The organism is Mesorhizobium sp. f-mel, from assembly GCF_053850215.1.
In genome coordinates, this window is sequence record NZ_JBSPTO010000003.1 from 24,436 (window position 1) to 47,228 (window position 22,793).

Sequence of the window (22,793 nt, forward strand, 5' to 3'; positions counted from 1 at the left end):
GTGGTGCAGGGTGGAGCAAGAAGGATGGTTCAGTCAAAGAAGCCCGCATCGTCTTCCCTGAGATACCTCCTGGCTGCTTCTGCGTCGATATCGAGGCCCAGCCCCGGCGCTTCCAGCAGGTCCACCATGCTGTCCTTCACGATCTGCGACGGCAGGCCGATCACAAGGTCCTCCCACCAGGGATCGGAGGCGCTCGGGTATTCGAAGGCGATGTAGTTGGCGGGTAAGGTGGCGCAGACATTGATCAACGCGCCGAGACCGAGCAGGCCGTTCGCCGTGCCGTGCGGCGCCATCAGGATCGAGTGCATATGGGCGTGCTCGGCTACCCATTTCAGCTCGGCGATGCCACCGATATCGGCCGGGTCCGGACCGATGATACGGACCGCCTGCGTTTCGATCAGCTCCTTGAAATTATGGCGCAGGTAGATCTGCTCGCCGGTATGGATTGGCGTCGAGGTGGAGGTGGTCAGCTCCCGATAGGCCTGCGGATTGACCCACGGCACATAGTCGCCAGTCAGCATATCCTCGAGCCACATCAAATTGTACTTCTCGACCGCGCGAGCAAACTTAATTGCATCGGGCAGCATCCAGCCGGGGCCGCAGTCGAGCGCCAGGCTAACCTTGTCGCCCAGCACTTCCTTCATCGCGATCACGCAGTCGAGCATGTGATTGAAACCGCGCTCGCTGATCACGCCTTGATCCATGGCACCGTGATAGCCGGCCTTCTTCTGCGTCACGCCGTAATGGAAGCCCTCAATGGTGTCCTTCATGTTTGAGTGGAACGAGATTCCTTGCTTGATCATGAAGAAGTTCTGCGGCTGCTCCATCATCCATTTGACGTCAGCGGCGTAATCCTCCGGCCGGTCGCCCGTGCGTTTCTGGCGGATCGAGCCGTTGTAGACGCGCACCTTGTCGCGCACCTTGCCGCCGAGCAGTTTGTAGGCCGGCACGCCTGCGGCCTTGCCGGCAATGTCCCACAGCGCATGCTCGATAGCGCTTACCGCCGCGCCATATGGCTTGAAAGAGCCGCGTTGGCGGATCTTCAGCATCACGCGCTCGACGTCGGTCGGGTCCTCGCCGATCAGCGCCTCGCGAAAATGCAGGACCCAGGGCTTGAGGTAGGGCTTGGTGTACTCGACCTCGCCCAGGCCATAGAGGCCCTCGTCGGTGACGACGCGAACGATGGGATGTTTACCGATGACGGCACAGCGGAGATCGGTGATCTTCATCTTCGGATTTTTTCGCCTCAGCTCCAGGTGCGATCCCAGGAATACTCGTCGTCCCAGGGATCCGTGGCCTGCCAGATGCCGCTGACACCCGGCTGCAGATGCTGCGAAATCACCTCGTCGACGACGTCGTCAATCCCCAGGCCCGGCTTGTCGGGAACAGTGATAAAGCCGTCTTTCACGAGCGGCTTGGCAATCCCGGTGACGATATCGTCCCACCAGTCGACATCGGCAGAGTGGTATTCGAGCGCCATGAAGTTTTCGGTCGCGGTCGCGACATGTGCCGCGGCCATTGCGGCGATTGGACTTTCTGCCATATGGATCGCCATAGCGACGCCGTGGTCCTGCGCCATGTCGCCGATCTTCTTGGTCTCGAGAATGCCCCCGCTGGTGAGCAGGTCTGGGTGGATAACGGATAGGCCGCCGCTCTTGAGCAAAGGTTCGAAGCCCTCCTTGAGGTAGATGTCCTCGCCGGTGCAGATCGGCACCGTGGTGGCGTCCTGCAGTTGTCGGTACTGCTCGGTGTACTGCCATGGGATCACATCCTCGAGCCAGGCTGGCACGTATTTTTCAATCCGCCTGGCGAGGCGAATACCGCTCTGCAGCGAGATGTGGCCGACGTGGTCGATGGCGAGCGGAATATCCATGCCGATAACGTCGCGAACCTCGGCAATGTACTGCTCAAGCAGGTCGAGGCCCTTGTCGGAAAAATGGAGGCCGGTAAACGGGTGGGGGACGTTGTGCAAATCGTAGGCAGCGTTGCGGGCGCGCCGCTCTTCAAGAGTCTTGACCGGGCCGCGGCCGGGCTGGACGCGGTACCCTTCAAGTGAGCCGGCAGGAGACACGACCGCACCGGGTACATCCGCGATCTGCATCAGGCCCAGATCCATCTTGAGGAACGTGAAGCCGAGCGCCATGCGCTGCTTGAGGCGCTTGCCGGTCTCGGTGCCGCTCGGCACGGTAGCGTCGGTATCGCAATAGAGGCGCACCTTGTCCCGAAACCTGCCGCCGAGCATCTGGTAGATGGGGACGCCATAGGCCTTGCCGGCGAGATCCCACAACGCGATTTCGATCGCCGAGACGCCGCCGCCTTGCCGGCCGTGTCCGCCGAACTGTTTGATCCGGCGGAACAGGCGGTCGATGTTGCAGGGGTTCTCGCCAAGCAGCCGGCTCTTCAGCATCAGCGCGTAGGTGGCGCTGGCGCCGTCGCGCACCTCGCCAAGTCCGACGATGCCCTGGTTGGTGTAAATCTTGAGCAGGGTTGAGGTGAACGGCGCGCCGATGATTTCGGCTACCCGCATGTCGGTGATGCGAAGCTGGGATGGCTTAGAGTTCGCGTTCACCCGATTGAGCGCCTCGTCGGCGCCACCCGTCTTTGCCATGACTTATCCTCGTTCTGGTGGATGGGGCTTGTCGCCCGCACGCCGGGCCGGCATAGGGCGTTGCTAGCCCAGCTCAATCTCGTGGGCCTGCAGGTAGTCACGGTCCATCTCAATACCGAGACCAGGCCTCGACGTCAGCTTGAGGCTGCCGTTCGAATTGTCGAGTGGTCTGTCGATGAGGTGATCGTATTTGCCCAGGTTCCACTCCGACGTTTCGAGCTTGTAGAAGTTAGGAACGGTCATCATCACCTGCGCTCCCGCAACCACGTTGATCGGTCCCGCGGCGTCATGTGGCGAGACCGGGACGTAGTAGGCTTCGCATAGGGCAGAAATCTTCTTGAGTTCGGTAATGCCGCCGGTCCAGGTGACGTCCGGCATGATGTAGTCAGCGAGCCTGTTCTCGAGTACCGGCACGAAATCCCACTTCGTGTGCCCGCGCTCGCCCCACGATATGGCGGCACTGACCTTCTCTCGCACCTGCTTGAGGGCGTTGAGGCTCTCGGGCGGGCAGGGCTCCTCAAACCAATCGATCTGGCCGGCTTCCTCGAGGCTCCGACAGAGGCGAATGGCGGTGGGAACGTCGAAGCGGCCATGCGCATCGATGAGAATGTCTACATCGGGCCCCGCCGTTTCGCGGATCAGAGCCGTGAGTTCGGCGGCTTCGCGCTCGTCCTTGCGAGTCATACTGCCATCGAGGTAGCCGTCCCGCTGTTCGCGGGGCAGGCCATCGGCGCTGCGGCCCTGGTGGGGGTACGGATCGAACTTGAGCGCGGTGTGTCCGGACTCGACGATGTCTAGAATTTCGCGGACGACAGCCTCCTTGCTGGTGAATTTGGCCTGGTTGGGATGGGTGTAGAGCGCGATTTCATCGCGTACTGGTCCGCCCAGCAGCTCGTAAATCGGCTTACCGAGGACTTTGCCCCGGATATCCCAGAGGGCTATATCGATGGCGCTCACGCATTCGACGGCGGCGCCGCGGCTGCCCATGTAGGTGAAGCTGCGAAAAATCTTGTGCCAGAGGTGCTCGATACGCGCTGGATCCTCGCCTGTCACGGCGACACCGATCTGCCGCAGGATCGTGCAGAGAGCGCGGTTGGCGAGCTTTGTAGTGGTGGTGATCTCTCCCCAGCCACTCACCCCCTCGTTGGTCGTCACTTCGACGAACAGGAACTCTCCCCAATAAGAAGCATCGGACTTGATCAGCCACGGCCGAATGCTCGTGATTTTCATCTCAATTCCTTTATCTGAAATAGCCAGGCTAACGATGTTCGAGACTGGACCTTCGTTCCTATCCGGCCCGAGCGGCGTTGCGCGCACGCATCTGTTCGAGAATATGCCGGCCGGAACCCTCGACATGGCGGGAAACGAGTTCGGCCGCCTTGTCGGCTTCTCCCGCTTTTACGTGCGCGATGAGTTCGCGGTGCTCGCGAATGATCGCGGCACGCCGCGCGAGCGTGAAATTGAAACGTCGGCTGACGGCTCGCAGCACTTCGCGATGCTTCCACCAAAGTTCGGCGGCATGGCGGTTATAGTGCCGCTGGTACATCACGGTGTGGAAAGCGGTATCAAGCTCACTGTGCCTGAAGGTGTCGGCGAAGTTGTTCTCTTCAATCAGGCCCTGGAGACGTTCGAGTTCGGCGATGTCCTCGCCGGTGGCCATATTCACAAACCATCGCGTCAGGGCCGGCTCAATCAAAACACCGATTTCATAGATATCCCGGACAAAATCCTGATCTATGGGTCGGACGCGCGCCCCGCGGTTGGGAAGAAAGATGACAAAACCCTCCCCGCGCAAGAGCTGCAGGGCCTCGCGCACGGGGTTGGTCGAGGTGCCGTGACGCCGGGCGAGATCGGTAACCACAAGCCGTTCATTGGCGGCGAGCCGTCCCTCAATGATGTCTTCCCTGATGAGTTCATAAAGCGAGGCGCCCTCGCTGGATGCCCCGATTGGATCAGTGCCCACAGGTGGTATCGCTTTGAAATCGCTCATTTCGGCCAAGGCCGGCTCCCTAATCAATACATACCCTGCCCGATATCACACACGGTTTCCGCAAACAATGTACGATTCAACGCGTTGACAGGCAATCCACGATCTGAAAACGTACAAAATGATCGAAGGGATACATAGAACAGAAAGGCGTCCCGCGGTCGAACGAGCTAGACCGCTTTGCCTCGGCGCAGGGCGGCATGCAGAACAGGGAGGATACCTATGACGAGGATTACGCTCGGCAGTGCGGTCCTGCGCGGCACTGTCGCCACTGCTTTGATGGCATCGCTGATGTCCACTTCGGCGCTGGGAGCGCCGCCGGTCGACCTCAGCAAGTGGTCGCCGGAATATGTACGCTCCATTGCGGGCACACAGGATTTTGACACGGCGGCCGATTGCGCCAAGGTCACCCCCCTCGACTACAAGGGGCGACTGACGTTCTGGTATCAGGGCGTGTTCGAGGGCGACCCCGACCTTTTGCGCCAGTACTATAAGGATTTCTTCGAGACCTTCCGCAAGACCTATCCGAACATCCAGCTCGAGGAACAGGCCCTCACCTATAACGACCTTCTTGACAAGTTCCGCACGGCGCTCCTGGGCAATGCCGCGCCGATGGCGGTCCGCCTGCAAATCCTGGGTGGTACCGAGTTCGCCTCAAAAGGCTATCTGGAGCCGCTCAAACCCGAGGATGTGGGGTATTCCACCGAGGACTTCTGGCCCGGCGCCATGAAGGCCGTGACCTGGGAAGGGGTGACCTACGGCATTCCAACCAACAACGAGACGATGGCGTTCATCTGGAACGCCGACATCTTCAAGCGTGCGGGCCTCGATCCGGACAAGGCTCCGGCAACCTGGGACGACGTCGTCAAGTATTCCAAGCAGATCCACGACAAGCTCGGCATTGCCGGTTACGGCCTCGTGGCTCGCAAGAATGCCGGCAATACGCCGTACCGCTTCATGCCGCAGCTGTGGGCCTATGGCGGCGGCGTCTTCGACGAAGCCACCGCGAACCCGACCTATGAGCAGGTCAAGCTCGATAGCCCGCAGAGCAAGGCCGCGCTGCAAGCCTCGTACGACATGTATGTTCGCGACAAGTCGGTTCCGGTTTCGGCACTCACCAACCAGCAGGCCGATAACCAGCCCCTGTTCCTCGCCGGCCAGCTCGGCATGATGATCTCGCATCCGTCCGACTACGACGTCATGCTCGACCTGCAGAAGAAGGCGACGGGCGCCGACAAGGATAAGGCGCAGACCGTCATCGACAACATGCGCTATGGCCTGATTCCCACTGGCCCCGACGGCAAGCGCGCAGTCGTGTTCGGCGGCTCGAACATTCACATTCTGAAGCCTGAATATGTCGAGGGCGGCAAGGTCGACGAGCCAGCTGCAAAGGCTATCATCTGCATGTGGACAAGCCCTGAATGGTCGCTGAAGATGGCCTACGCCGGCTCGAACCCGGGCAACCTTAACGGCTTCAAGACCAAATGGATGAAGGAACGCCTAGACAACATCAAGTTCCTCGATGTGACGACCTCGATGCTACCATATGGCATCCCGTTCCCAGCGCTGCCGCAGGCCCCCGAGATCATGAACATCATCGTCCCGGACATGCTGCAGAATGCCCTGACCGGTGCGATGACCGTCGACCAGGCAGCGGACGACGCGGCCAAGAAGGTAAGAGACCTGATGGGCGGACTCTAGTCCAAGCCTGACCGGCTGCACCGATAGTGCAGCCGGTTCGTTCAGAAGAAATAAGGGCGCGCCACAGTGACGATCGTGACCGGCAAGGCCGAGGCTCGCCGAAGATTGCAATCCGGTAGGTCCGGCGTGCTACGGAAAATATGGGATCATCGCGCTGACTACGCTTACGTGCTCCCTGCGATCGCCGTGATGCTCATCGTCATCGCCTATCCGATCTACTACACGATCGAGCTGTCGTTCTTTAAGACGCCGCCTGGCCTACAACTTCGCGACAAGACCTTCATAGGTTTCGACAACTACATGGCCATCCTCACCAGTGAGGTGTTTTGGAAAGTCACCTGGAACACTCTGATCTGGACACTGGGATCCACTTTGATCTCCTTTGTCCTGGGGTTTGCCACCGCGCTGGCACTCCACCGCGCCTTTATCGGCCGCGGTGTCCTGCGCGCAATCCTGATCATTCCCTGGGTCATCAGCGCGGTCGCCGCCTCCTATATTTGGAAGTGGATCTATCATTCGGACTTCGGGATCATCGGTGCGGTGCTGGTCGGCCTCGGATTGGCCGACCGACCGCCGAATTTTATCGACAGCGTCAGCACGGTGCTGCCTTCCCTGATCGTCGTCAATATCTGGCGCGAGTTTCCGTTTGCCATGATCATGATGATGGCCGGCCTGCAGACGGTGCCCGAGCAGTTGCTGCGCGCCGCGCAGGTCGATGGCGCCAGCGCCTGGCAGCGCTTCTGGCACGTCACCTTCCCGCACTTGCGCAACGTCTCGACGGTGACGATCCTGCTGCTCGCGGTGGCCAACTTCAACTCCTTCATCATCCCCTGGATCATGACCGGCGGCGGGCCCTCCAACGCATCGCATATCTGGATCACCCACATTTATGAGCTTGCCTTCGGACGACAGCGCTGGGGCGTGGCATCTGCCTATTCGGTGCTCCTGTTCCTCATCCTGATGACGCTCGGCTACTTCTACGTCCGTGCGCTAAGCGGCAACGAGCGGAAAGAGGGGAGCGCATGAGCACGACTGCCAAGACAGCCCCTCGAGGCCTGAGCCGTCGCCGCATGCGCGTCGACGGATGGCGGTGGGCCGGGCGCATCTTCCTAGTGTTCATGCTGCTTTACACCGCGGTGCCGATGATCTGGATGCTGATCACCTCGATCAAGTCCGGGTTCGCGGCGATGCAATTCCCGCCGCAATGGTGGCCGGACGAACCTACCCTCGCCAGCTACGAGAAGCTGCTCGATCCCCAGAACAGCGTCGGCCAGGACTTCCTCCGCTTCTTCTGGAACAGCCTTTTCGTGTCGACCGTCACGACAATCCTCTCGGTGATCGTCGCCGTCCCTGCGGCCTACGCGTTTTCGCGCTTCAGTTTCCCCGGCCGGAACTTCCTGTTCTTCGCCGTGCTGCTGCGCAACATGTTCCCGGCTGTGATCTTTCTCGTGCCGCTGTTCATCCTGATGCGCCTGCTCGGGTTGATGAACACGCATGGCTCGCTGATTCTCACCTATCTCACCTTCGGCCTGCCGCTGGCGATCTGGTTGCTCAAGGGCTTTTACGACAACATTCCGGTGCAGCTCGAGCAGGCGGCGCGCATCGATGGGGCAACGCGGTTCCAGGCCTTCATCTTGATTGTGATGCCGCTCTCGACGCCGGGGATCATCGCCACCGCGATCTATTCATTCATCGGCGCGTGGAACGAGTACATCTACGCCTACACCTTCCTCACCAAGAACGACCAGTTGACACTGCCGGTCGGCATCCAGCGCTTCTTCTCAGAGAATACGACGGACTTTCCGGGCCTGATGGCGGCCAGCTTTATGATGAGCGTGCCCGTCGTGGTGCTGTTCCTCGTCCTGCAACGATACTTCGTACGCGCCCTTACAGAAGGCGCGGTCAAGCACTAGGGAATTGCCGATGGCCCACGTGGTCCTCAAAGATCTCGTCAAGACCTATGGCAGCTTCAAAGCTGTCAACGACGTCTCGCTGACGGTCAATGACGGCGAGTTCGTTGCGCTCGTCGGCCCTTCAGGCTGCGGCAAGACAACCACGCTCAATCTCGTCGCGGGGCTGATCCCGATCACATCGGGCGACATCGTCATCGGGGACCGGGTGGTCAATGATCTCGACCCCAAGGACCGGGACATCGCAATGGTGTTCCAGAACTACGCGCTCTATCCGCAGAAATCGGTTTACAAGAACCTGGCGTTCCCGCTGCAGATGCGCAAACTGCCCAGGGACGAGATCGACAAGAAGGTCAAGGAAGCGGCGCGAGTGCTCGACATGACGCACCTGCTCGAGCGCAAGCCACGCGAACTTTCGGGCGGGCAGCAGCAGCGGGTGGCCCTGGGCCGTGCGCTTGTCCGCGACCCCGCCGTGTTCCTCATGGACGAGCCGCTCTCTAACCTCGACGCCAAACTGCGCGTGCAGATGCGGTCGGAGATCAAGCGCTTCCACCAAGACCTCAAGGCGACGATCATCTATGTGACGCACGACCAGCTCGAAGCCGTAACCATGGCCGACAAGATGGCGGTGATGAACGGCGGCTACCTGCAGCAATACGATTCACCGGCGCGGGTCTTTGCCCATCCCGTCAACATGTTCGTCGCCAGCTTCATCGGCAGCCCGGCGATGAGCCTTATTCCACTGGAGGCATCGACGGCAAACGGCAACTCTGTGTTGACCGGCGCGGAGGGCTGGAGCTTTGAGCTCTCGCCGCGCAACGCCCAGAAGGTCGCAAGGGCAACGACCAAGAAAGTCGTGCTCGGCGCGCGTCACTCGACGATCAAGCTGCGCAAGAGCGCGGTCCCCGGTGCGATTCCGGCCAAGGCCTACACGGTGGAGCCGACCGGAGACGTCACCTTCGTGCAGGCGTTCCTGTCCGGCGCCGTCGTCAACGTCAGCGTGCCGCCGAACATTGCCGTCGCGCCCGATGAACAGATCTGGCTCGAGTTCGACCAGGAGCGGATGCATCTGTTTGACGGCCAAACCGAAATGGCCCTCAAGGCCAACTGAGGCAGGGCGGATGCGTTTGGAACGTGGCGTGGATGACTACGAAGCTTAAGATCACCGCGATCAAGCCCTATCCAGTGTGGGTAGGAACGCGCAACCAGATGCTCGTCAAGGTCGAGACCGACCAAGGCATCTTCGGCTGGGGTGAGAGCGGCTTGAGTGGTCGCGAGAAAGCGGTGGCCGGCGCGGTCGAGCACTATCGCGAGTTTCTCATCGGCCGCGACCCGATGCAGATGGGCCGGATCTGGCAGGAGGTTTATCGCAGCCAGTACTTCGAAGGCGGACGAGTTCTGCAGGCGGCGATTTCCGCCATCGACATCGCCCTTCACGACATCAAGGGCAAGGCGCTGGGAGTGCCGGTCTACGAGCTGCTAGGCGGCAAGCAGCGCGACCGCATCCCCACCTTCGCCTCGACCGGAGACGAGGCCGAAGGCGACGTTGCCATCGAACGAGCCCGCGAGCTACGCGCCCAGGGCTGGCAGGCGATCCGCTTCTTCCCCGCCGGGCAAAACAGCAGGGAGATCTTCGAGCCGCGCGAGTCGATCGGCGCTACCTCGAGTATGCTTAACAAGGCGCGCGAGGCGCTGGGCGACGACGTCGTCCTCGGCATCGATTATCATCATCGGCTGTCGGTGGCCGAGGCGGCGAGCTTCTGCAACAAGCTCGGCCGCGGCGTGCTTGATTTCGTCGAAGAGCCGATACGAGACGAGGCACCGGAGGCCTATGAATCCCTGCGTACGATGACCGACATCCCCTTTGCCATCGGCGAGGAATTTGCCAGCAAGTGGCAGTTCCTGCCCTACATCGAGCGTGGCATCCACCAGTTCAACCGGCTCGATGTTTGCAATGTCGGCGGGCTTACCGAGGCGATGAAAGTCGCTGGCTGGAGCGAAGCGCACTATGTGGATCTGATGCCGCACAATCCCCTTGGTCCGGTGTGCACGGCCGCGACCGTGCATCTCGCCGCCGCGGTACCCAACTTCGCCTGGCTCGAGACCAGGGAACCCGAAACAAAGCTGGGCTTCGACAATTCCGACTTCTTCCCCGTGCAACCACGGCTCGACGGGACCAACTATCCGGTCGGCGATCTGCCGGGGCTCGGCGTCGAGGTCAACGAGGAGGCGATCCAGGCGGCGAGCTTTCGTTTTTGGGAAGCACCTCACCTTAAGCGCCGCGACGGTTCTGTTACGAACTGGTAGTTCTCTTTCAACCGGAGTCCACGATGACACATGCTCCCGACATCACGCGGCCGCCAAAACACCTGATCGACGCGCTAAGGGAGATCGGCGCCGCGACGGTTGCCGGCACGCTTGGCCACATGGGTTTTCGCAATCCGCACATGGTCGGACCGGTGGCGCAGAACCACGGGAAGTCGATCGTCGGGCCGGCGCTGACGCTGCAGTTCATGCCACAGCGGCCGGACCTATTCACCGAGGGAGAATACGCCGATCCAGAGACGCAGCTGCATCGGCACGTACTTTATCACGCGCAGGAGGGCGATGTAGTCGTGGTCGACGCGCGCGGCGACATGAGCTCGGGCGTCTTCGGCGATATGATGTCGACGTATTTCAAAGGCAGGGGCGGCGCGGGCATCGTCATCGATGGATGCATGCGCGACCGGCCCAATGTTGAAAAGCTCGATCTGCCCCTATGGCTGCGCGGCTGGACGCCAAATTATCATGTGCAGACCAGCATCTATCCCAATGCCGTCAACGTTCCGATTGCCTGCGGCGGTGTCACGGTGATCCCCGGCGACATCATCGTCGCCGACGACGACGGGGTGGTGGTGCTCCCTGTCGCAATGGCCCCGACGGTAATCGAAGAATCACAGAAGCATCACGATTGGGAGGAGTTCTCGCGAGTGAAGCTCTTGGAGGGCGGGCCGTTGCAACGCTACTATCCGCTGCATGACGACGCCCGTGGGGAGTACGAGGAGTGGCGCAAAACAAACCGCTTGGAGGACCCGAGTTAGCGCATGGATTACCCTGCGGCAGGCGGCAGACCTTCTGGCGGTAACGCCGGCGTCTACGCAAAAGGCTTCAACAAATGCCGCGAATATCTCTACAGGCTGCCCGTCAATCCGGAGCCCGGTCAGAAGCTTTCCCGGGCGCAGTATCTCGACTACGCGGAGCGCGTCGAGAAAAGCTCGGTCGTGAAGGTCAGCCGCGGACCATGGTGTCCATCGCTGCTTGAGGGCGGAGTCGATGCCCTCTTGGTGTGGCGCCGATCCGCACCGGTTCAATCGGGGGCCCAGAAACGGTTTTGAACAACCGGATACTGTTCGTGCAATTTCGCGCGGGCGCAGGGGTGCAGGTTGCCCCGCTGCTTCGGTGCAACCTAGGTTTTGTCCGCGCAGATGTCAGCTTGCCCGCTTTTCGTGGCTATATTCCAGAGCGCGGGCTGACTGCTTTCGGCCCGAGGCTGCCAGGCAGCAATGCGCCGATGTGTGCTGTTTGCGCTGATAGGGGTGGCGTACCATCGTGTGATGCCAAGCCGGTGTGTGAGCAGATGCGGGCATCACTAGCAAGTGGAACAATCCGACAGCCGGCGAGTTTCCAAGAGGAAGGGCGATCTGTTTCGGAGGAAGACTAGGATGAAACGCGTCCTTGCCCAAAACGCTGTACGGCTGATGCTGGGCGGCGTAACCGCCTGCCTGCTCACGGTCGTCGAGATTCCCAACCCGGTTGCGCCATTGTCGCTTGTGTCCGAGGCGAGGGCGGCCACCGACGTTTCCATTTCGATCAGCACATTCTACGATGACCTGTCTTCCCATGGTGATTGGGTTTCCTATCACGGAGCGACCGTTTTCGTCCCGGTCGATGTACCTGACGATTGGCGTCCGTATACCCTTGGACACTGGGTCTATACCGAGCAGTATGGCTGGCTCTGGGTGTCCGACGAGCCGTTCGGCTGGGCGACCTACCATTACGGCCGGTGGGGCTATGCCGACGACATCGGCTGGTACTGGGTTCCCGGCACTCGCTGGGCGCCAGCATGGGTGAGCTGGCGGCGTGACAGGGAGCACATGATCTGGGCTCCGCTGCCGCCGCGCCGCGATCCCGATTTGATTTCAATCGAGGTGACGTTCGACACCACGCCGGATTTTTACTGGGTCGTGGTCCCCACCCGCGAATTCCTTGCTGAGGACATTTCTGTCGTCGTTATCCGTGATGAGCCGGAGTTTGTGCGCATTGTAGAGGCGGCCGAGCCGGCCGGCGACGTGACGATCCAGAACAACGTGGTGATCAACAAAGTCATTGATGTTGATGTGATCGAGAAGGAGACGAACCAGCAGGTGACTGTCGTCGAGGTCAGCGAGACCGAGACGCCCGAGCAGGCCGGCAAATTGGAAAAGAATACGGTCACGGTCTTTGAAGGTGAAGTCAAGGCTGATCCCGACGCCAAACCAGCTGAGCTCAAAGACATCGAGGAGGTGAAGCAGGTTCAGGCTGGCCGGAAATCAAAGCCGACCGAAGGCGCAGCCACGACCGAACAGGCGCCAGCGACCGGCGAACAGGTTGAGCCGGAAGAGACCGCCAAGCCTGAGAAGCCGACGACCGAGGAGCAACCGGCCGCCGAGCAGCAGCAGGCTGAGCCGGAACAGGCGGCCAAGCCTGAGAAGCCGAAGGCCAAGGAGCAGCCCGCCGCCGAGCAGCAGCAGGCCGAGCCCGAGCAGGCGGCCAAACCTGAGAAGCCGAAGGCCAAGGAGCAGCCCGCCGCCGAGCAGCAGGCCGAGCCCGAGCAGGCGGCCAAACCTGAGAAGCCGAAGGCCAAGGAGCAGCCCGCCGCCGAGCAGCAGGCCGAGCCCGAGCAGGCGGCCAAGCCTGAGAAGCGGAAGGCCAAGGAGCAGCCCGCCGCCGAGCAGCAGCAGGCCGAACCGGAACAGGCGGCCAAGCCTGAGAAGCGGAAGGCCAAGGAGCAGCCCGCCGCCGAGCAGCAGGCCGAGCCCGAACAGGCGGCCAAGCCCAAGACACAGAAGCAAGAAAAGGCGTGCGATCCGCAGACAGGGGCGAACTGCTAGGTGTTGTGCGGGTACAGACTACGGCACCGCGATCGTTCCACCGCGGTGCCCGTTGAACGGCAACGCGCCAAAGCTGCGAGCCCTTGCCGACATCGACGATCGTTCGTCCCATCGTGCATAGCCATTTGCTGTGTTCGAAATCGGACAGGCAGAAGACGGCCCAAAATAGGAGTCCATTGCCTCGGCGCTGAGCGTCGGCAGTTCCGGACGTGCGTCGGTTTGTGCAAGCGCTAATTTGTACAGCAATGACGGAAATCCTGCACCTTGCAGCAACTCATAGAAACATTCGGCGTCTGTTTTGGAATCCTCTAATTCAGCGCCGCAGTTTCGAGGACCTGTGCCTTGCCTCGCTTGACAGAGGACTTGTCGCGACCGCAAGGTCTCATGATGCAGACGATTAGTTGGAATAGAATTGCGCGTGGTGCGGCCGTTGGAGCAATCGTGCTGATGACTGGCACAAATGTGCCTGTGTCGGCGCGTGCCGACGGCTCGCTCCTTCTTACAAGCCCGTCCCAGCCAGCCAATGTCGGCGACGCGATGCTGGCGGCCGCCAATTATCATGATTCCGGCGACTATGATCGCGACCTTGCCGCAGTGGCGAAGCAGGCAGGCGATTGGGTCGTCAAGCGCGCAACGGAGGTGCCTCGCCCCGCACTGGTGCTCGATATCGACGAGACGGCTTTGGCCAACTGGGAAGTGATCACACGTGATAATTTCGGCCGCCCGATCGGCGGCGCCTGCGACATCGCAATCGACGGTCCCTGTGGCTGGGCCGCCTGGGACCAGCTCGCGAAGGATCCGGCCATCGACCCTGTGCTGGAGGTCTTCCGGCAGGCGCGAACGGCGAAAGTCGCAGTATTCTTCATCACCGGACGTCCGGAGGACCAGCGTCGGGCGACCGAACAGAACCTGCAAGCGGCGGGCTATGCCGGCTATGAGCAACTTTACATGGTCCAGCCTGGAGCCAAATATGGTTCCGCCGCAGATTTCAAGGCACCCATAAGAGCCGAAATCGAAAAGGCCGGCTACACGATCATTGCCAATGTCGGTGACCAGCCATCGGACCTGTTCGGGGGGCATGCCGAGAAGCTGTTCCTGCTGCCGAATCCGTTCTACAGGGTTCGCTGACGGCGTGTACGGCGAAAACCCGAACGCTAGGGCCCTTGCCGCCCAACGGCAGGCCGTGACCCGTTGTTTAGCTTGAGCAGCAGCGAACGAACGACGGCTGTCGGGCGGGCAGACATGCCGATCATATTCATCTCCGGGTACGGCATCGTACCGATGTCAGCCCAGGCGATCGAAGATTTGACAGCCGCATATCGGCCCAAGAGGGCCCCCTCGTCGGGCCTGACCACAGACGATCGATTACGGCTAATGTCATGGCTACTCTAACATTAGGCGGCAGATAACTGGCGATTGGACCGGTGTCCCCGTGCTGCCATCTGACGCGAGAGCCAGCGTGGCTGATCGCGGACGCCGGTTTCACCAATCAGCCCCAGGAAAGAAGGCGGTTTCCCGCGACTCTGGCAGCTCGGAAATCGCACCGCGCGGGAAGCGCTGAAACAAACGAAACACTTCGCGTTCGGCGCGGAAAAACGCCTGAAACAGGGATGGTTTAAATGCAATGGCAACGCTGCATCCCGCGGCGCTAATCATGGAGTGTTGCAATGTCGATAATGCGAGCAGCTTACCGCTCTTTCCGGGACTACCGGGTTCACCGTATGGCGGAACGGACCCTTGCGGCAATGGACGATGCCTTCCTGAGGGACATCGGGATTAGCCGGTCAGAGATTGGTTTGGTGGTCCGCGGCTTGAAGCGCGGCCAAGAAGACAAGGCGGGCTGAAACCATGAAGCTTTCATTTAGGCTCCCGCTACTGGCCTGTGCGAGCCTGGCCGCCCTTCTGGCGCCGGCCGCCAATGCCCATGACTCGGGCCTTCCGCACCGCCAGGCCAAGGCGGCGGCGGTTGGAGAGGATTCGACAAGCGTCCCGCTGTTCGAAAACCTCGGCAGCCATTCCTACCCTGTCACCACCGCCAACCCGCTGGCGCAGGCCTATTTCGACCAGGGCCTGCGCTGGGCGTGGGCGTTCAACCACGCCGAGGCGCAGCGCGCTTTCAGGGCCGCCCAGAAGCTGGACCCGGCCTGCGCCATGTGTTTCTGGGGCGAGGCTTACGTGCTCGGCCCCAACATCAATGCCGGCATGGGCCGGGAGGCAGCCGCGAACGCCGCCGAAGCTGTCGCGCAGGCGCGCAAGGTAGCGCACCTTGCCACCAACCGGGAAAAGGACCTCATCGCCGCGCTCTCCAAGCGCTACAGCGCCGATACTTCGGCCGACCAGGGCGTCCTGAACCAGGCCTATGCCGCGGCGATGGCGGAACTGGCAGACCGCCATTCGCAGGACGACGAAATCGCCACGCTCTACGCTGACGCGCTTATGAACCTGATGCCCTGGGACTACTGGCTTGATGGCGGAGCAACGCCAAAGCCGGACACGGTCAAGCTTGTGGCCTCACTGGAGCGGGTGCTGGCGCGCAATCCGGACCACGCCGGCGCGATCCATCTCTATATCCATGCCGTCGAAGCGTCCACGACGCCGGAAAGGGCCGAAGCCCATGCCGACCGGCTTGCCGCCCTCATGCCCGGCGCCGGACACATCGTGCACATGCCAGCGCACATCTATCATCAGGTCGGCCGGTGGATCGACAGTCTGGAGATCAACCGCGAGGCAGTGGCAGCGGACGAGGCCTATTTCGAGCGCGTCGGCATAGCGCCGGAGAGCACGCCCGGCGTCTACACTGACGGCTATTATCCGCACAACCTGCATTTCCTGATGACCTCCGCACAGATGGCGGGCGACGTCGAGGCAATCGCCGAGGCGGCCAAAAAGCTCGAATCGCTGGTCTCCGACACCATGGCCAGAAAGGTGGCCGGGCTGCAGCCGATCAAGGCGGCTCCCTATTTCGCGCACGCCCAGTACAGCGATCCCGAGGCCATACTCGCGCTGCCGCTGCCGGCAAACGCCCTGCCTTATGTCGAGGCAACCTGGCGATATGCACGGGGCGTCGCCTTCGCTGCAAAGGGTGCGAGCGAGGCGGCGCGCGCCGAGACCGCCGCAATCCGCAAGCTCGCTGCCGAGGCCGACTTTTCCACGGAGACGGCGGGAGGACTTCCGGCGCCGAATTTGCTGGAATTGAGCGCGCTGATCGTGGGGGCCCGCATTGCCCAGCACCAAGGCAACCTGCGGGAAGCGCGCAATAAGCTTGAGGCGGCCGTCGCGATCGAGGACGGCCTTGCCTATATGGAACCGGCGTACTGGTATTATCCGGTCCGACAAACCCTCGGCGCGGTCTACATCGCCATGGGCGAGCACGAGGCGGCCGCGGCGGCCTTCGAGCACGTCCTGGAGCAGACGCCGAACAACGCCTGGGCGCTGTGGGGCCTGCGCGAGGTGTTCCGCAGGACCGGCAGGACAGCGGACGCCGACGCGATGGATGCGCACTTCAAGGACGCGTGGGTGGGAGCGCCGGACTTTCTCGGCATCGAACGGCTCTGACCCGCGCTCAGGTGCCGGCGTCGTGTCGGCACAGGAAACGTGTCGCAGCCTCGCAAACCGGCGGCTGCGGCACACAATCCAGGTGTCGAGAAGGCCGGCTTGGCCTGCACGCCTCTCAGCGCCCTCACGTGATAGTGGAAGCCCAGGGCAACGCAGCTGGTTTCCGGAAACTCAGTAGTTCGAGCGGGGCCCTCCGCCTGGGACCACAAAGTCGCAATACCTCAACCGCAAGGGATGAGGCGCTAGTCCAGCGTGCGGCGCGCTCAGGAGTAGAGGTAACCCATGCCGCGGATCGTCCTGATCACCTCCGGCTTGGAGGGATCGACCTCGATTTTCTTCCGCAGGCGCGAAACGCGAATGTCGATACTACGATCGAAGGGATCCCATCCGCGGTCATGGGCGAGTTCGAGCAGTTGATCGCGGTTGAGCACTCGTCCGCGATGTTCGCTGAATACTTTCAGAAGCCGGAATTCCATCGCGGTGATCGCTATTTCGACCCCCTCGGCGTTGTATAATTTGTGTTCGTCCGGGTCGAAGCGGCACTTGCCGAACTGGACCTGGTGAGAGACCGGAGTACTCGCTTTCTCCGCAGCTCGTTCGCTCGCCGACGTCCTGCGCAGCACGGCCTTCACCCGTGCCAGCAGCTCCCGCAGGTCCACGGGCTTCGCGACATAGTCGTCGGCGCCAATCTCCAATCCGACAACGCGGTCGACGATTTCCGCCGATCCGGTCAGCATGATAATGGCAACGCCTGAGTGCTCTCGTAGATATCGCGCCAGGGAGAGGCCGTCCTCGCCTGGCATTCGGATATCCAATATGACCACATCGACGTGCTGGCTATTAATAAGTTCGCGCAGGGCAGGCCCCGCGTTGGCCGTTGTCACGGCATAGCCATGATGCTCCAGATATTCCGCCACCGTGTCGCGGATATCCGGTTCGTCATCGCAGACCACTACGTGTGCGTGCGTCGTCAAAATCGACCACCGAGCAACTAGCCTATTGGATAAGCTGCCCCTGAAGTGACGTGCAAATCCACTGATCTGTCAAGTATTGTTGTTGACCAGATTCGAGACAAACGAACGGAGCTCGTTAGGTTTGATCGGTTTCTCAAGATAGGGCCGTTTCGCGGCGCGCAGGAACATCTGCGCGTCCGGGCTGATCGTGTCCCCCGTCAGGAAGGCTAACCTGTCGAGCTCGGCCGGATGAAGCTTGGCAATCTGGTTGAACAATCCCCGTCCATCCATGTTCGGCATTTTCAGATCGCTGAGGATCAGCGCGAAAGTGCGGTTCTGGAGGTGCAGCAGCGCTTCTTCGCCGGATCTGGCAATGGTGACCTTGAAACCATCTCGCCTGAGCACCTCAGCAACCAGCTCACCCACTTCCTCTTCGTCGTCCACCACCAGACAAGCAATACCAGTTGAATTCGGGAGCTCATCTTCGGCCGTTTCGGCTCGTTCCTCGATACGGTCCGAAGCAGGCAGCGAAAGTATGAAGGTCGAGCCACCCCCCTCTGAAGATTCGACCTCGATGGTTCCTCCATGGGATTGAACGATCCGATGACAGAAGGACAGCCCGATCCCAGTCCCTGCCCCAATCTCTTTGGTCGTGAAGAACGGCTCGAAAATGCGGGGAAGTATCTCTTTGGGAATTCCCGGACCCGTGTCGGCAACGCTGACGACTATGTTGCCGGTCTTGGAATGAAGCTGCGTTGAAACCGTGATTGTCCGTTGCCCTTCCCAGCCGTGCAGCGCCTGTTCTGCATTGACAAGCAAATTGATCAGCACCTGGCCAAGCTGATCGGGATCCGCCCAGATCGGGGGAAGACCAGGTTCAAGATGAACTGAAAGCCCGATGTCCGACGATCGAATCGAATAGCTCGCCACTTCCACCGCTTCGGAAATAATGTCATCGATCGCAACATTTGAGGTCCGCGTCGGCTGCTGTCTGGCCATAGCCAGGAAAGTCTTGACGATCCTGGCGCAACGTTCGGCTGCCTTACTCATCTTGTCGGCGCGTTCCACGACCTTGGCGTCGGTTGCGGTCTCCTTCAACAGCGATGACAGGCCAAGCACCACCGAGAGCGGATTATTGAGCTCATGCGCCACCCCCGCCAGCAATCCGCCGAGCGCCGACATTTTTTCGTTCTGGTGCAGCGTCTCGCGCTGGCGCTCCAATTCCTGCTGCATTTCGATACGGTCGGTGAGATCGTAGGCGTGGGAAACGATCACCTTCTCACCGTGATAATCGATCAGTCGAGACGAAATCGAGCACCAGCAGATCCTACCGTCCTTGCGTTTGAGCTGGGTTTCGAAATCGTCGACCAACCCCGTCGCGAGCAGCCGCTCAACGTATCGCACCCGCTCTGAAGGATCGACATAGTAGTCGATGGCGCTGGTCACATTGCCGAGCAGCTCAACGGTGGCGGGACTGCGGTAGAGCAGCTTCCCGTCATGCGCGCGGGTCATCTGGATGTTGACGGGGCAGGCTTCGAGGACTTTACGGACCATTTCATCCGCTTCCTTAGCGGCCTCCTCGGCCCGCTTGCGCTCTGTAATGTCGACACGGGTGACCACGAACCCGCCTTCGCGGGTTGGACAGTTCGAGACGAAAAACCAACCGCCGTCCGTATGACGGAATTCCTGTTGCCGGAACTCGCGGCGGTCCCTTGCCCTCTCGGCAAGCCAGTCGTCGATCTTGTCCCGTGGAACTGGAAACTGGTTGCGCTCTGCGGTCACGCGGAGGAACTCGAACCAGTTCACCCCGGGAACGAGCACATCGGCGCTTATCGCATGCATCTGGCGGTACCTGCTGTTGGCCAGCACCAGGCAATCGTTTTTGTCGTAGAGGGCAAACCCTTCGGCGAGAGATTCGATCGCGTCGATCAGCCGCTCGTTTGCCTTGCGCGTTTCTTGCTGGGCGGCGATCATGTCGGTGATATTCGTCGTGTTCGACACGATCACCTGCCTTCCCTGGAAATCGATCAGGCGAGCGGAAACGGAAGCCCAGAAGGGCTTGTTCTCCGTGTCGTACTGCTGGACCCGAAAATCATCGATCCTGCCCTTTTCGATCAGGGTGCGCTCCAACATTGCGCTATAGTCTGGATCGACATAGTGGTCGGTTATTCGAGGGCGATCGGCGTAGAGATCTCTGGTAGCAGGATTGCGGTAGAGCGTTTCTCCCTCGAACGTGGTCATGTGTATCGGCGAAGGGCAGGCATCGAGCACCTTTTGCAGCAGAGCCGTCGCGTCGCGCTCGGCAGCCTCGGCCTTTTTGCGCCCGCTGATGTCGGCGCGCGTTACGACGAAGCCGCCAAGATCGGTGGGATGTATCGAAACCGAGTGCCATTTGCCGTCGGAGAGGGGGACCTCGAAATGGGAGTGGAACTCGATCCGGGCTTGAATCCGCTCGTCGAGCCACTCGTCCTCGCGCCCAACCGCGTTGCGGTACACGCCGCGCTTGGCGGATTCGCGAAGGAGCTCGTTCCATTCCACGCCCGGTTCAACGAGATCCCGCACCGGGTGGTTCAGCTCGCGGTAAAGGCTGTTGCACATGACCAGGCGGTGATCTTCGTCGTACAGTGCGAATCCCTCGGAGAGTGATTCAACGGCGTCAGCGAGCATCTCCCGCGCCGCAGCGACTTCGCCATCACGCTTCTTCTGCTTGGTCACATCGGCGATGCCGGCGAGAACCACTCGCCGGCCTTGGAACTCGACGATCCTGAGATTGCCCGTGGCCCAGAACTCTTGGCCGTCGGGTCGTTTAAGAAGCACCTCGCAATTTTCGACGACGCCCTTTTGCATGAGCTCCCGATTGATTTCCCGGTGTTTCTCGGGGTCGACAAAGTAGTCGCCGAGCCGCACCGTCTCGCGTTGCGCCTTCTTGCTCCATCCAAGCAGCCGTTCGGCAGCATTGCTCTGGTAAATGAGTTCCCCCGAACTTGCGTCGGTCATCCACACCGGCAACGGATGATGTTTGATCAGGAAACCGAACAGATCCTCGCGCTGCTTACGTTCCGTGATGTCCAATACGCCGATGATGAGCGAGGGGCGCCCGTCATAAACGCCGCGACGGCAGTTGGTCGAGCACCAGACGGTCGATCCGCTTGTGTTTCTAAGCTGGATTTCGTGATCCCGCACGATCTCGCTGTTGCTGGCGAGAGAACTGATTTCATCGAATTCGCCAGTATTCACGAAATGATCCGTCAGGAATTGCGGCTCGTTCGGGGTCCATTTTCGGCCAAGCAGGTTCGACGCATCGAGGCTTTCGTAGACGATTTTCCCGCTTCCCGCGTCCACCACCCAAACGGGCAGCGGGTGACTGTCCGTGATGCAGCGGAATATCTCCGCGTTTTCCCGGTGCGCGATCTGCGCTCGCTTCATGTCGGTAATGTCGACGCTTACCAGGGCCATGCCACCATTCGGCCGAGGATGTGCGGTGAGCAACTTCCACCGGCCATCCAATGTCTCAGCTTCAACTGGAGGGTTGTCGATTTGCGTCCATCGCGCAGCGGCGCTTTCGGCGAACGCGTTGCCCGGCTCGATGGGGCGGCCGTCGAAACTCTTTAGATGTGAGAGGGCTTCGGCGACTGCGGCAATGGCATCCATCGGCTGCATCTCGCCGCGATCGAGCTGCTGGCTTCCAAATATCTGCGGATTGCTACCAACGAGGACATTGTTGGCGTCAAAAAGGGCATAGCCTGTGTGTGTGGATGGCGCCGGATTATCAGGCCGCATGATCGTTCCCTTTATTCGCGTGATCTCCGAGGCGGATACTAGACCCTCTTTGTTTCAGCACACATTCAGACGATGCGTGATTTGTATCAACTGTTTCGGCGCGTGGGAATCTTCGCCAGCGCTGACATGAAAACGAACCTCAATCCGTTGGTCCAGAAAAACGGCCGAAACACGAATGGCCTGGATTGCACGGCCGATACCACGGCTCGAGCTAACGACTCGGACCATAACCAGCCACAAAATGCCGCCTGTCATCCCCGTGGGCGCGCTGAAACAAAAGAAACACTCCAACCGCGCCACAGAAAAACGTCTGAAACGAAGGCGGTGTATGACAAGAAGAGCCGCAGAGCGGCAGATTCAACCGGCGAAGCGCAAATGTCCGGCGCCCAGGAGGAACAATCTAGTCTTGGCGAGTGTCGATGCGTCTTGCTCTGAAACCTGAGGGTTCAATATGGATAAGCCTGTTACTTCGTACGATTTCCCCGACCGGCTCCTCGCGAGCCTTATTGACCAAAACCATCCGGCCTATGAAGAGGCTCGCGGGCTCTACAACGCTATGATCGACAAGCGGCCGCGCTGGATCGTCCCCTGCGCCGAAGTCGCCGACGTCGTCGCGGCAGTCAATCATGCCCGAGAGAAGCATTTGGTTCTTGCCATTCGCGGCGGCGGCCACAACGGTCCAGGCTTCGGCAGTTGCGACGGCGGAATGGTCATCGACATGTCGCCGATGAAACGGGTCGATATCGATCCCAGGACTCGCACGGTCCGCGTCGAGGCCGGCTGCACCCAAGGCGATGTCGACCGCGCCACCCGCGCTCATGGGCTGGCGGTGCCGGCGGGCCTCGTCTCGACCACAGGCATTGCCGGACTGACGCTGGGCGGCGGCACCGGCCATCTAACGCGCAAACACGGCCTCACCATCGACAATCTGCTTGCGGCCGAGGTCGTGCTGGCCGACGGCAGCGTCGTGACGGCAAGTGAGGACGAACACCCGGAGCTGTTCTGGGCGCTGCGCGGCGGCGGCGGCAACTTCGGCGTCGTGACGCGCTTCACATTTCAGGCGCATCCGGCGAAGGATGTCTATGCCGGGCCGATCTTCTTCGACATCGCACATGCCGTAGAGATCATGCGTTGGTACCGGGACTTCCTGCCCGGAGCGCCACGAGAGCT

18 protein-coding genes and 1 pseudogene are annotated in these 22,793 nt (G+C 60.9%); 12 read left to right on the top strand and 7 right to left on the bottom strand.

Translation table 11 applies throughout. The features are described from left to right. Positions 1–29: 29 nt before the first annotated feature. The 4 genes from ACWUKX_RS06325 to ACWUKX_RS06340 all read right to left on the bottom strand — a co-directional run bounded on the left by ACWUKX_RS06325 (position 30) and on the right by ACWUKX_RS06340 (position 4,607). The gene (locus ACWUKX_RS06325; protein ID WP_456004961.1) at positions 30–1,229 is read right to left on the bottom strand and encodes a mandelate racemase/muconate lactonizing enzyme family protein; all 1,200 of its coding nucleotides are present in this window, start codon (positions 1,227–1,229) and stop codon (positions 30–32) included. A gap of 17 nt (positions 1,230–1,246) precedes the next feature. Next, positions 1,247–2,608, bottom strand: coding sequence for a mandelate racemase/muconate lactonizing enzyme family protein (locus ACWUKX_RS06330; protein WP_456004964.1), 1,362 nt, complete (start codon positions 2,606–2,608; stop codon positions 1,247–1,249). 63 nt (positions 2,609–2,671) lie between these two features. Next, positions 2,672–3,838, bottom strand: a complete 1,167-nt coding sequence (locus tag ACWUKX_RS06335; RefSeq protein ID WP_456004966.1) for a mandelate racemase/muconate lactonizing enzyme family protein — start codon at positions 3,836–3,838, stop codon at positions 2,672–2,674. 58 nt (positions 3,839–3,896) lie between these two features. Next, positions 3,897–4,607 carry a GntR family transcriptional regulator gene (locus ACWUKX_RS06340; protein ID WP_456004968.1) on the bottom strand — a complete coding sequence of 237 codons (711 nt, stop codon included), beginning with the start codon at positions 4,605–4,607 and terminating at the stop codon, positions 3,897–3,899. 210 nt (positions 4,608–4,817) lie between these two features. Between ACWUKX_RS06340 and ACWUKX_RS06345 the strand changes: the two genes are divergently transcribed. From ACWUKX_RS06345 to ACWUKX_RS06385, 9 genes are all read left to right on the top strand, one after another. Further along, positions 4,818–6,296, top strand: coding sequence for an ABC transporter substrate-binding protein (locus ACWUKX_RS06345; RefSeq protein WP_456004971.1), 1,479 nt, complete (start codon positions 4,818–4,820; stop codon positions 6,294–6,296). A gap of 66 nt (positions 6,297–6,362) precedes the next feature. Further along, positions 6,363–7,322, top strand: coding sequence for a carbohydrate ABC transporter permease (locus ACWUKX_RS06350; RefSeq protein ID WP_456004973.1), 960 nt, complete (start codon positions 6,363–6,365; stop codon positions 7,320–7,322). Continuing rightward, positions 7,319–8,209 (top strand): carbohydrate ABC transporter permease, encoded by an 891-nt coding sequence (locus ACWUKX_RS06355; protein ID WP_127208931.1) that lies wholly within the window; start codon positions 7,319–7,321, stop codon positions 8,207–8,209. Before ACWUKX_RS06350 ends, ACWUKX_RS06355 begins: the two co-directional genes overlap by 4 nt. Before the next feature lie 10 nt (positions 8,210–8,219). After that, positions 8,220–9,317 carry an ABC transporter ATP-binding protein gene (locus ACWUKX_RS06360; protein WP_456004976.1) on the top strand — a complete coding sequence of 366 codons (1,098 nt, stop codon included), beginning with the start codon at positions 8,220–8,222 and terminating at the stop codon, positions 9,315–9,317. Between the two features lie 32 nt (positions 9,318–9,349). After that, entirely contained in the window at positions 9,350–10,513 is a 1,164-nt protein-coding gene (locus tag ACWUKX_RS06365; protein WP_456004979.1) for a mandelate racemase/muconate lactonizing enzyme family protein, read from the top strand. A gap of 23 nt (positions 10,514–10,536) precedes the next feature. Further along, a complete protein-coding gene (locus ACWUKX_RS06370; protein ID WP_456004981.1) occupies positions 10,537–11,286 on the top strand; it encodes a ribonuclease activity regulator RraA in 750 nt (249 codons plus the stop codon). A 3-nt stretch (positions 11,287–11,289) separates the two neighbouring features. Next, on the top strand, positions 11,290–11,580 hold the full coding sequence (locus tag ACWUKX_RS06375) for a hypothetical protein (protein WP_456004983.1): 291 nt from the start codon (positions 11,290–11,292) through the stop codon (positions 11,578–11,580). A 363-nt stretch (positions 11,581–11,943) separates the two neighbouring features. Beyond that, the gene (locus tag ACWUKX_RS06380) at positions 11,944–13,335 is read left to right on the top strand and encodes a DUF6600 domain-containing protein (protein WP_456005405.1); all 1,392 of its coding nucleotides are present in this window, start codon (positions 11,944–11,946) and stop codon (positions 13,333–13,335) included. Positions 13,336–13,782: 447 nt separating this feature from the next. Continuing rightward, positions 13,783–14,463, top strand: coding sequence for an HAD family acid phosphatase (locus ACWUKX_RS06385; RefSeq protein WP_456004986.1), 681 nt, complete (start codon positions 13,783–13,785; stop codon positions 14,461–14,463). A 354-nt stretch (positions 14,464–14,817) separates the two neighbouring features. On the opposite strand, the gene ACWUKX_RS06390 is transcribed toward ACWUKX_RS06385, so the two are convergent. Then, positions 14,818–14,991, bottom strand: a complete 174-nt coding sequence (locus ACWUKX_RS06390) for a hypothetical protein (RefSeq protein ID WP_456004988.1) — start codon at positions 14,989–14,991, stop codon at positions 14,818–14,820. A 20-nt stretch (positions 14,992–15,011) separates the two neighbouring features. Between ACWUKX_RS06390 and ACWUKX_RS06395 the strand changes: the two genes are divergently transcribed. Both ACWUKX_RS06395 and ACWUKX_RS06400 read left to right on the top strand, forming a co-directional pair. Further along, a complete protein-coding gene (locus ACWUKX_RS06395; RefSeq protein WP_280951078.1) occupies positions 15,012–15,179 on the top strand; it encodes a DUF1127 domain-containing protein in 168 nt (55 codons plus the stop codon). Between the two features lie 4 nt (positions 15,180–15,183). Further along, on the top strand, positions 15,184–16,890 hold the full coding sequence (locus tag ACWUKX_RS06400) for a tetratricopeptide repeat protein (RefSeq protein WP_456004990.1): 1,707 nt from the start codon (positions 15,184–15,186) through the stop codon (positions 16,888–16,890). 263 nt (positions 16,891–17,153) lie between these two features. Here the strand turns inward: ACWUKX_RS06400 and ACWUKX_RS06405 are convergent, their stop codons facing one another. Both ACWUKX_RS06405 and ACWUKX_RS06410 read right to left on the bottom strand, forming a co-directional pair. Beyond that, complete coding sequence (locus ACWUKX_RS06405) at positions 17,154–17,864, bottom strand: response regulator (RefSeq protein WP_456004993.1); 711 nt, start codon at positions 17,862–17,864, stop codon at positions 17,154–17,156. 69 nt (positions 17,865–17,933) lie between these two features. Next, the gene (locus ACWUKX_RS06410; RefSeq protein WP_456004995.1) at positions 17,934–21,623 is read right to left on the bottom strand and encodes a PAS-domain containing protein; all 3,690 of its coding nucleotides are present in this window, start codon (positions 21,621–21,623) and stop codon (positions 17,934–17,936) included. A gap of 556 nt (positions 21,624–22,179) precedes the next feature. On the opposite strand from ACWUKX_RS06410, the pseudogene ACWUKX_RS06415 reads away from it, so the two are divergent. Beyond that, positions 22,180–22,587, top strand: a pseudogene (locus tag ACWUKX_RS06415) (FAD-binding oxidoreductase); the annotation flags it as partial. Positions 22,588–22,793: the final 206 nt, after the last annotated feature.

What these genes read in the sequence shown, in the direction of transcription:
- ACWUKX_RS06325 (WP_456004961.1), bottom strand. Translation starts at nt 1,229, where the DNA reads ATGAAGATCACCGATCTCCGCTGTGCCGTCATCGGTAAACATCCCATC.
- ACWUKX_RS06330 (WP_456004964.1), bottom strand. Translation starts at nt 2,608, where the DNA reads ATGGCAAAGACGGGTGGCGCCGACGAGGCGCTCAATCGGGTGAACGCG.
- ACWUKX_RS06335 (WP_456004966.1), bottom strand. Translation starts at nt 3,838, where the DNA reads ATGAAAATCACGAGCATTCGGCCGTGGCTGATCAAGTCCGATGCTTCT.
- ACWUKX_RS06345 (WP_456004971.1), top strand. Translation starts at nt 4,818, where the DNA reads ATGACGAGGATTACGCTCGGCAGTGCGGTCCTGCGCGGCACTGTCGCC.
- ACWUKX_RS06355 (WP_127208931.1), top strand. Translation starts at nt 7,319, where the DNA reads ATGAGCACGACTGCCAAGACAGCCCCTCGAGGCCTGAGCCGTCGCCGC.
- ACWUKX_RS06360 (WP_456004976.1), top strand. Translation starts at nt 8,220, where the DNA reads ATGGCCCACGTGGTCCTCAAAGATCTCGTCAAGACCTATGGCAGCTTC.
- ACWUKX_RS06365 (WP_456004979.1), top strand. Translation starts at nt 9,350, where the DNA reads ATGACTACGAAGCTTAAGATCACCGCGATCAAGCCCTATCCAGTGTGG.
- ACWUKX_RS06370 (WP_456004981.1), top strand. Translation starts at nt 10,537, where the DNA reads ATGACACATGCTCCCGACATCACGCGGCCGCCAAAACACCTGATCGAC.
- ACWUKX_RS06375 (WP_456004983.1), top strand. Translation starts at nt 11,290, where the DNA reads ATGGATTACCCTGCGGCAGGCGGCAGACCTTCTGGCGGTAACGCCGGC.
- ACWUKX_RS06380 (WP_456005405.1), top strand. Translation starts at nt 11,944, where the DNA reads ATGCTGGGCGGCGTAACCGCCTGCCTGCTCACGGTCGTCGAGATTCCC.
- ACWUKX_RS06385 (WP_456004986.1), top strand. Translation starts at nt 13,783, where the DNA reads ATGACTGGCACAAATGTGCCTGTGTCGGCGCGTGCCGACGGCTCGCTC.
- ACWUKX_RS06390 (WP_456004988.1), bottom strand. Translation starts at nt 14,991, where the DNA reads ATGATTAGCGCCGCGGGATGCAGCGTTGCCATTGCATTTAAACCATCC.
- ACWUKX_RS06395 (WP_280951078.1), top strand. Translation starts at nt 15,012, where the DNA reads ATGCGAGCAGCTTACCGCTCTTTCCGGGACTACCGGGTTCACCGTATG.
- ACWUKX_RS06400 (WP_456004990.1), top strand. Translation starts at nt 15,184, where the DNA reads ATGAAGCTTTCATTTAGGCTCCCGCTACTGGCCTGTGCGAGCCTGGCC.
- ACWUKX_RS06410 (WP_456004995.1), bottom strand. Translation starts at nt 21,623, where the DNA reads ATGCGGCCTGATAATCCGGCGCCATCCACACACACAGGCTATGCCCTT.